This window comes from Caballeronia sp. (genome assembly GCF_028292365.1).
In the GTDB taxonomy this organism is placed as follows: Bacteria; Pseudomonadota; Gammaproteobacteria; order Burkholderiales; family Burkholderiaceae; genus Caballeronia.
The window spans coordinates 20,035-28,390 of the sequence record NZ_JAQGMM010000284.1 but is presented as its reverse complement, the minus strand read 5'-3'; the positions used below and the strand labels follow the sequence as shown (position 1 = coordinate 28,390).

7 protein-coding genes and 1 pseudogene are annotated in these 8,356 nt (G+C 61.2%); 6 read left to right on the top strand and 2 right to left on the bottom strand.

Annotated elements, in window-relative coordinates:
* Both JWR14_RS18030 and JWR14_RS18025 read left to right on the top strand, forming a co-directional pair.
* Positions 1-188: pseudogene (locus tag JWR14_RS18030) on the top strand (MFS transporter); the annotation flags it as partial.
* Between the two features lie 54 nt (positions 189-242).
* A complete protein-coding gene (locus tag JWR14_RS18025) occupies positions 243-2,513 on the top strand; it encodes a molybdopterin cofactor-binding domain-containing protein (RefSeq protein WP_299709451.1) in 2,271 nt (756 codons plus the stop codon).
* Between the two features lie 58 nt (positions 2,514-2,571).
* Here JWR14_RS18025 and JWR14_RS18020 read toward each other — a convergent pair whose 3' ends face one another.
* A complete protein-coding gene (locus JWR14_RS18020; RefSeq protein WP_299709448.1) occupies positions 2,572-3,042 on the bottom strand; it encodes a MarR family winged helix-turn-helix transcriptional regulator in 471 nt (156 codons plus the stop codon).
* 219 nt (positions 3,043-3,261) lie between these two features.
* On the opposite strand from JWR14_RS18020, the gene JWR14_RS18015 reads away from it, so the two are divergent.
* Together JWR14_RS18015 and JWR14_RS18010 are read left to right on the top strand one after the other, a co-directional pair.
* Entirely contained in the window at positions 3,262-3,606 is a 345-nt protein-coding gene (locus tag JWR14_RS18015; RefSeq protein ID WP_299709446.1) for a type II toxin-antitoxin system RelE/ParE family toxin, read from the top strand.
* On the top strand, positions 3,603-3,935 hold the full coding sequence (locus JWR14_RS18010; protein ID WP_299709444.1) for an XRE family transcriptional regulator: 333 nt from the start codon (positions 3,603-3,605) through the stop codon (positions 3,933-3,935). The genes JWR14_RS18015 and JWR14_RS18010 overlap by 4 nt, the downstream gene beginning before the upstream one ends.
* Positions 3,936-3,964: 29 nt before the next feature.
* Here JWR14_RS18010 and JWR14_RS18005 read toward each other — a convergent pair whose 3' ends face one another.
* The gene (locus JWR14_RS18005) at positions 3,965-5,455 is read right to left on the bottom strand and encodes a PLP-dependent aminotransferase family protein (protein ID WP_299709442.1); all 1,491 of its coding nucleotides are present in this window, start codon (positions 5,453-5,455) and stop codon (positions 3,965-3,967) included.
* 112 nt (positions 5,456-5,567) lie between these two features.
* On the opposite strand from JWR14_RS18005, the gene gabT reads away from it, so the two are divergent.
* Both gabT and JWR14_RS17995 read left to right on the top strand, forming a co-directional pair.
* Positions 5,568-6,851 (top strand): 4-aminobutyrate--2-oxoglutarate transaminase, encoded by a 1,284-nt coding sequence (gabT, locus tag JWR14_RS18000; RefSeq protein WP_299709455.1) that lies wholly within the window; start codon positions 5,568-5,570, stop codon positions 6,849-6,851.
* Entirely contained in the window at positions 6,848-8,317 is a 1,470-nt protein-coding gene (locus JWR14_RS17995) for an NAD-dependent succinate-semialdehyde dehydrogenase (RefSeq protein WP_299709440.1), read from the top strand. Before gabT ends, JWR14_RS17995 begins: the two co-directional genes overlap by 4 nt.
* Positions 8,318-8,356: the final 39 nt, after the last annotated feature.

Here is an 8,356-nt window from a genome sequence, read left to right as displayed (position 1 = left end):
CTGCTGCTGCGGGCATTGCGTTCGCTTGCTCGATAGCCAACCTGGGCGGCTTTGCCAGCACCTACGTGCTGGGTTGGATGAAGGACTCGACCCACAGCATGAGCGCCGGATTGATCACGTTCGGCATTTGCATGCTCGCAGGTTGCCTCTTGGTGTTGGCGATGCCGAAGCGTATTGTTAATCGTTGAAGCTAAGCGTTGAAGCGATTTTGGTCGAATAGAGCGGCGTTTTCGGAAACCACTATGCCTACTGCAGCAGCGCTCACCCGCGGTGAACTGCTCGCGCGTAATGGCTGCCTGACCATCGTCAGGCAGCCGCTCGCGCCGGTCAAACCCGCGCCCGGTCAACCGGGCAGCGGGTCTTCCTACGTTCAGGATTCGCCGGAAATTTTCGTCGCGATCCTGGACGATGGCCGCATCCTGGCGTTCAACGGCCACGTCGACCTTGGCACCGGCATCCGCACGTCGCTCGCGCAGATCGTAGCGGAGGAACTCGACGTGCCGGCCCCGCGCGTGCAGATGATCCTCGGCAACTCCGCCCAAGTGCCCAACCAGGGGCCGACCATCGCGAGCGCGACCATCCAGATATCCGCCGTGCCGCTCAGGTTTGCCGCGGCGCAAGCGCGGCTCGTGTTGATCGGGCTGGTGGCGCACCGCTGGGGGTTCGATTCCGCAAGCCTTGCCACCGACGATGGTTATGTCATTGCGCCGGACAAAACCCGCATCAGCTTCGGCGAGTTGCTTCAAGGGCAACGGATCTCGCTGCCCATCGACTCATCGGTCACGGTGAAGGACCCGTCGACGTATCGGGTTATCGGAAAGCCAACGCCGCGAGTCGATCTACCTGCTAAAGCCACCGGCACGCTAACCTTCGTTCACGACATGCGTGTACCCGGCATGCTGCATGGGCGTGTCGTGCGACCACCATATGCGGGACATGATTGCGGCGCGTTTGTCGGCAAGACGCTGATTGACGTGGACCGTTCATCAGTCGATACACTGCCGGGCGTGCGCGGCGTGGTGGTTATCGGCGACTTCGTTGGGGTAGTGGCCGAGCGGGAGGAACAGGCGATCCGCGCAGCACGTGCGCTGCGCGTCCGCTGGCGCCCGCTGCCGCCGCTGCAGTCCCTCGATAACCCCGCAGCGGCTATCGCCAAGGCTCCAGCCCAGCGGCGCCTGCTGCTGGAAGAAGGGAACGTAGAGAGCGTGCAGGACCAACCCGGGACGACCACGCTGACACGCAGCTATGTCTGGCCGTATCAGATGCATGGCTCAATCGGGCCGTCCTGCGCCCTCGCGGACTATCAGGACGGACGCATCACGGTATGGTCGGGTACGCAGAACCCGCAAACCTTGCGCTATGACTTGTCGCGTCTGGTCGAGCGCAATGAAGCCGATATCGAAATCGTCCGCATGGAGGCTTCCGGCTGCTATGGCCGCAATTGCGCCGACGACGTTGCAGGCGACGCGCTGCTGCTCTCGCGTGCGATGGGCCAGCCCGTCAGGGTCCAGCTGTCGCGTGCTGACGAACATCAGTGGGAGCCCAAGGGCACGGCGCAAGTCGTCGATGTGACCGGCACGGTGTCTCGCACAGGCGATACGCTGGGCTATACGTTCGCCTCGCGCTATCCATCGAACGACGCGCCCCTGCTCGCCCTGCTGCTCACCGGCGCGACGCCGGCCGAGCCGCGCGTCTTTGAAATGGGCGACCGGACCGCGGTGACGCCCTACACCTTCGCGCATCGCCGTTTTGTCTGCCACGACCTGGCGCCGCTGGTCCGGGCGTCGTGGTTCAGAGGGGTGTCGGCACTACCGAACTCCTTCGCCCATGATGTATTCATCGATGAACTGGCTTACGAGACCGGCGCCGATCCTCTGGCTTTCCGCTTGCGTCATCTCGAGGACGAGCGGGCCGTGGCGTTGCTTGAGGCAGTCGCTGAACGCGCAGGCTGGCAAGCCCGTGCCGGACGCCGTCCAGTTCGGGATACCGGCGAACGCGTGCTTCAAGGGCGCGGCGTCGCTTATGCGCGATATGTGCATAGCCGCTTTCCCGGTTTCGGTGCAGCGTGGTCGGCGTGGATCGTCGATCTGGAAGTCGATACAGTCAGCGGGGAAATCCGCATCAAGCGAGTGACGGTCGGTCAGGACACGGGCACCGTGATCAATCCCGACGGCGTGCGCCATCAGATCCACGGCAACGTGATCCAGACTTTGAGCCGCACACTGAAAGAGCGTGTGCGCTTTACCGACGGTCTGGTTGCAAGCAAGGAATGGGGCAGCTATCCGATCCTGACATTCCCCGAGCTGCCTCCGGTGGATGTGGTGCTGGTGGACCGGCAAGGCGAGCCGCCGCTCGGCGCCGGCGAGTCCGCTTCGCTCCCCGGTGCGCCCGCTATTTCCAATGCGTTATTCGATGCAACCGGTGTGCGCTTCCGCTCGCCGCCCTTCACGCCAGACGCTGTCAGAACCACGCTGCAGGCCGCTGCAACACCGGCGCCTGCCGAGCATCGATGAGCGCGTAGCAGCGTGCCTGTGCGTCGTTGCCTGTGCATAACGATAGGCACGTACCCGCTCAGTTATCTTCCGCCCGCGTCATGCTGCGTAGCAGATACACGATGGCAACGCGCTCGGCCGGGTTCAACCCCCCATAGGTCTGCTCGCTCACCTGCCTTGCAAAAGGCACGGTCTGGTCGATCAACGCCAGACCTTCCGGCGTCGTGCGCACCAGCAGCTTGCGGCCGTCGAGCGGGTCGGGCGAGACCACGATCAGCGAACGCGCTTTCAAACGCTCGACGACTCCACGGATGGTGGCCTGGTCGATTGCCGTCGCCTTGACGATATCGTTGAGCGAGCAGGATTGCTGCTCCTTGACCGCACACAGCGTGACGAATTGCGCCGCGGTGAGGTCGGAATCCGGTATGGCCGCCTGGAAGATGGCAACGTGCCGCTGATAAGCGCGCCGCAGCAAGTGGCCGATCTGCTCGGAGAAGTGATACTCCTCGTTGCCGGGAACAACCGAAGAGGGGGATGGCTTTTTGGACATGGGAAGAATTGTAGGGTACACGTTCTATTATGCTTCGATTACGGTGACGCACCGCTTTCTTCTGTCCTGCCGTGATTCTCTTTTTATCATAGTCGGCGGTGGGCTCCTGGCCATGTCGTAAAACCGTGGCCTTGGAATTCCGATCTGCGTCAGAACGCCACGATGACAAACTCTTGAGTTTTGGCGAAAATGGTATAAAATTTTATACACGAAGTCGCCATGACAGCAGAAAAAGAGATTCGTTGGGTCGGGTCAGCCTACGACGACCTATTGAAGTTTCCAGAGGAGCCACGCCGGGATGCCGGTTTCCAGTTGAGCAAGGTTCAGTCAGGGCTGGACCCAGAGGACTGGAAGCCGTTCGGGGAGGTGGGCGCGGGTGCTCGGGAAATCCGCATAAGGGACAGCAGCGGCATTTTCCGGGTGATGTACGTAGCCAAGTTCGAGGAAGCTATATATGTCCTGCACTGCTTCCAGAAGAAAACTCAGGCAACGAGCAAGCAGGATAAGGAAATCGCCGAGGCGCGTTATCGCGCTGTGGCCCACGCAAGGAAGACCAATCAATGACGATCGATACTGAAATCCGCCACGTCACGAAACCGGGCGCAAACCTGTTCCGCGAGCTCGGGTTTTCGGCTGAGGAAGCCAAGCTGCTTCAGGCCGCTTCGCGCAAGCAAATCAACGACACGCAGCAACTCAAGGAACAACTGATGTCCGAGCTTGCCGAATGGATCGAACAGCATCACCTCAAGCAGGCAGAGGCTGCGAAAATCCTGATGGTGTCGCGGCCGCGTGTATCCGATGTGGTGAACAAGAAGACAGCCAAGTTCACAATCGATACGTTGGTTGAAATGCTGAGCAGAGTGGGCAAACCTGTCAGGCTGGCGATCGGTTAGGTTAGTCGCCGAAAACCCGGGAAGGGGGATCAAGGAACCCTCCCCTTAAGCGCCGGGTCAAGCACCGCCGCCAGCTTTTCAAACGCCGGCTCGATCTCCTCTTCCGGCACGCATCCGTACCCAATCAACAAGCCCGACATGCCCTCCCCCGGCCGCAAGAAATAACCGGACAACGGCCGCACCACAATATTGACCGCCAGCGCCGCTTTCGCCACTTCGCGATCATCCACGCCATCGGGCAAACGCAGCACGAGATGCAGCCCGGCATCGCCGCCAACAATCTGCAACGCGTCGCCATAACGCTTCCTGATCGTATCCAGCAGAATCTGGCGGCGCTGTCCGTAGATCCCGCGCATTCGCCGGATATGCGACGTGAAATGCCCCTCGGCGATGAACTCGGCCAGCACCGCTTGCTGCAACAACTGTCCCTCGCGATACAACTCCGCCGAAGCCGTCGCGAAGCTCGTCGACAATCCCTCGGGCACCACGATGTAGCCAATCCTCAGCCCGGGGAACAACGTCTTGCCGAAGCTGCCCACGTAGATCACCTGGCCCGATGTATCGAGTCCTTGTAGCGACGCAAGCGGCCGGCTGCCGTATCGAAACTCACTGTCGTAATCGTCCTCGATGATCCAGCAGCCGTTTTGCCGCGCGAACTCCAGCAGCATGCGCCGCCGCGCGAGGCTCATCACCATGCCCAACGGGTATTGATGCGACGGCGTGACCAGCATCAGTTTGGGCGGATCTGCAAGGTCATCTGCAGAAGGATTGATGCCCTCTGCATCCACGGGAATGGCCTTGAGCGCTAGCCCCGACACCTGCAACACGCTGCGCACGCCCCAATAGCAAGGGTCTTCGGTCCAGATGACATCGCCGGAATCGGACAACAGACGCACGGCAAGATCGATGGACTGGTGAATCCCCGTCGTCACGATAATCTGCTCCGGCGTACAACGCACCGAACGCGAGGTCCGCAAATAATCAGCGAGCACCTGACGCAGCTTCGGCAAACCGCCGCCGGGCGCGTAGGTAAGCAGATCCGGCGGCAAGCGGCGCCAGTATTTCGATTGCAAGCGGCTCCATACGGCCGCTGGAAACTTCGATACATCGGGCACGCCGGGCATGAACGCGCCGCCTTGCCGCTGCGACACACCCGCCCCTTGCAACAACCGCGCGCCGCGCGCGGACAACACGCGCGGTTCGGCCAGGGCCGAGTCGCGCGCTGCCGATTCCGCGCCCACGATCTCATCGGGCGCGCTGTCCGACACAAACGTGCCCTGCCCGGTCGCCGACCACACGTAGCCTTCCAGCGCGAGTTGCTCGTAAACCTGCGTGACCGTATTGCGGCCGAGGCCCAGCTCGCTCGCGAGCAATCGGGACGATGGCACCTTGGTCCCCGCCGGCAATTGCCGCGACAGGATGGCCTGCTGCAACAAACCATACAACTGCCGATAAATCGGCAGGCCGCCTGTTCGTTCAATCCGCTGAGCCAGCCAGTCGGACAACATGCTCGCACGCATCGCGGAAATGGCTCCTATAAAAACACGGAAATGGCTCTGATTGAAAGAGCCAAATCTTACTATAGTCGATGCATTACCTAAAAACCCAAGGAGCGATGCCGTGAGCCAGACCCTGAAGAACGCTGACCTGAAAGCCCGCAAGGACGCAGCGACACCGCGCGGTGTCGGCGTGATGTGTGATTTCTACGCTGAACGTGCTGAAAACGCTGAACTGTGGGACGTGGAAGGCCGGCGTTTTATCGACTTCGCGGCGGGCATCGCGGTATGCAACACAGGACATCGGCATCCGAAAATTGTCGCGGCCATGCGCGCGCAACTCGAACGCTTCACGCACACGGCGTATCAGATCGTCCCTTACGAATCGTATGTTTCGCTCGCCGAGAAGATCATCGCGCGCACCCCCGGCGACTACGCAAAGAAAGCCGCGTTCTTCACGACCGGCGCGGAAGCCGTCGAAAACGCCATCAAGATTGCGCGCGCCGCGACTGGCCGGCCTGGCGTGATTGCATTCAGCGGCGGGTTCCACGGCCGCACGTTCATGGGCATGGCGCTTACGGGCAAGGTTGCGCCTTACAAGATCGGCTTCGGGCCGTTCCCGTCGGACGTGTTCCACGTCCCATTCCCGAACCCGGTTCGTGGCATTACGACCGAGGATTCGCTGCGCGCAATCGAGCATCTTTTCGCGGCGGATATTGAAGCCAAGCGCGTTGCCGCGATCATCTTCGAACCGGTTCAGGGTGAAGGCGGTTTCTATCAGGCACCCGTGGAATTCGTGCGCGCGCTGCGCAAGCTCTGCGATACCCACGGCATCCTGCTGATCGCCGATGAAGTGCAAACCGGCTTCGCGCGCACCGGCAAATTGTTCGCGATGCAGCACTACGACGTGGCGCCGGATTTGATGACCATCGCCAAAAGTCTCGCGGGCGGCATGCCGCTGTCGGGCGTCATCGGCCGTGCCGATGTGATGGACTCCGTAGCACCCGGCGGTCTGGGCGGCACGTACGCGGGCAATCCGATGGCGGTGGCGTCGGCCCATGCGGTGCTCGAGATCATTGATGAAGAGAAGCTCTGTAAGCGTGCCGTGCAACTTGGCGACAAGCTGAAAGCGCGACTGTCATCGCTCAAGGCCGACGTGCCCCAGATCGCCGATGTGCGCGGCCCCGGTGGCATGATCGCCGTCGAATTCTGCAAGCCCGGCACCACTGAAGCTGATGCTGCTTTCGCCAAGCGCGTGCAAACCCTGGCGCTCGAACGCGGCCTGCTTTTGCTGATCTGCGGCGTGCACAGCAACGTGATCCGGTTCCTGTTTCCACTGACCATTCAGGACGCCGTGTTCGATGAAGCGCTCGCCATTCTTGAACGCGTCCTGACCGAAGAAGCGGGGGTTGCGGCATGAGCACGCAAGGATTACTGATGCAGTTGAAAGACCCGGCGCTGCTGCGTCACGAGGCGTTTATCGACGGTGAGTGGCAAGGCGCTGACGATGCGGCGACCTTCGACGTCATCGATCCGGCGACCGGCCAGTCGCTCGGTCATGTGCCAAAGATGGGCGCGGCGGAAACACGTCGTGCGATTGATGCGGCTAACACCGCATGGCCGCTCTGGCGCAAGAAGACCGCGAAGGAACGCGCGGCCATCCTGCGCCGCTGGTACGACTTGATGCTGGAAAACGCCGACGATCTCGCCATGATCCTCACGCGCGAGCAAGGCAAGCCGCTCGCCGAAGCCCGGGGTGAAATTGTCTATGCGGCATCGTTTATCGAATGGTTCGCGGAGGAAGGCAAACGCGTCGCGGGCGACACGCTCGCGTCGCCGGCCGCTGATAAGCGCATCGTGGTGACCAAGGAACCGATCGGCGTCTGCGCGGCTATTACGCCGTGGAATTTCCCGAGCGCGATGATCACCCGCAAGGTTGGTCCGGCGCTTGCGGCGGGTTGTTCGATCGTCGTGAAGCCCGCTGAGGCAACGCCATTTTCGGCCTTCGCCATGGCCGTGCTGGCCGAGCGCGCGGGGTTGCCCAAGGGTGTGCTGAACATCGTGACGGGAGATCCGAAGGCAATCGGCGCCGAACTGACGGGCAATCCCATTGTCAGGAAGCTGTCGTTCACGGGATCAACGCAAGTCGGCCGTCTGCTGATGGCGCAAAGCGCGCCGACGGTCAAGAAGGTGTCGCTGGAACTGGGCGGCAATGCACCGTTTATTGTTTTCGACGATGCCGATATTGATGCCGCAGTCGAAGGCGCGATTGCATCGAAGTATCGCAACAGCGGGCAGACATGCGTGTGTACGAACCGGTTTTATGTTCACGACCGGGTCTATGACGAATTCGCCGCGAAGCTGGGCGCGGCCGTTGCGAAGCTTCCGGTAGGCAACGGATTGGAGAGCGGTGTCTTGCTTGGGCCGCTGATTAATGATGCTGCCGTGGCGAAGGTCGAATCGCATATTCATGACGCGTTGGACAAAGGCGCCAAGATCGTCGTTGGCGGCAAGCGGCACGCGCTTGGATTCGGCTTCTTCGAGGCGACCGTTTTGTCAGGCGTGACTTCAGAGATGAAGATCGCCAGGGAAGAAACGTTTGGGCCGCTCGCCCCTTTGTTCCGGTTTTCTTCCGATGAAGAAGTGATACGGATGGCTAACGATACCGAGTTCGGATTGGCCGCATATTTTTATAGCCGCGATATCGGGCGCGTGTGGCGCGTTGCCGAGGCGCTGGAATATGGAATGGTCGGGATTAATACCGGGTTGATTTCTAACGAGGTTGCGCCGTTTGGCGGGGTTAAGCAGTCCGGGCTTGGGCGCGAGGGGTCGCGGTATGGGATCGACGATTATCTGGTGATCAAGTATTTGTGTATGGCGGTGTGAGGGGCGGTTTGAATTACGTTCCGGGCCGCGCTTGACATT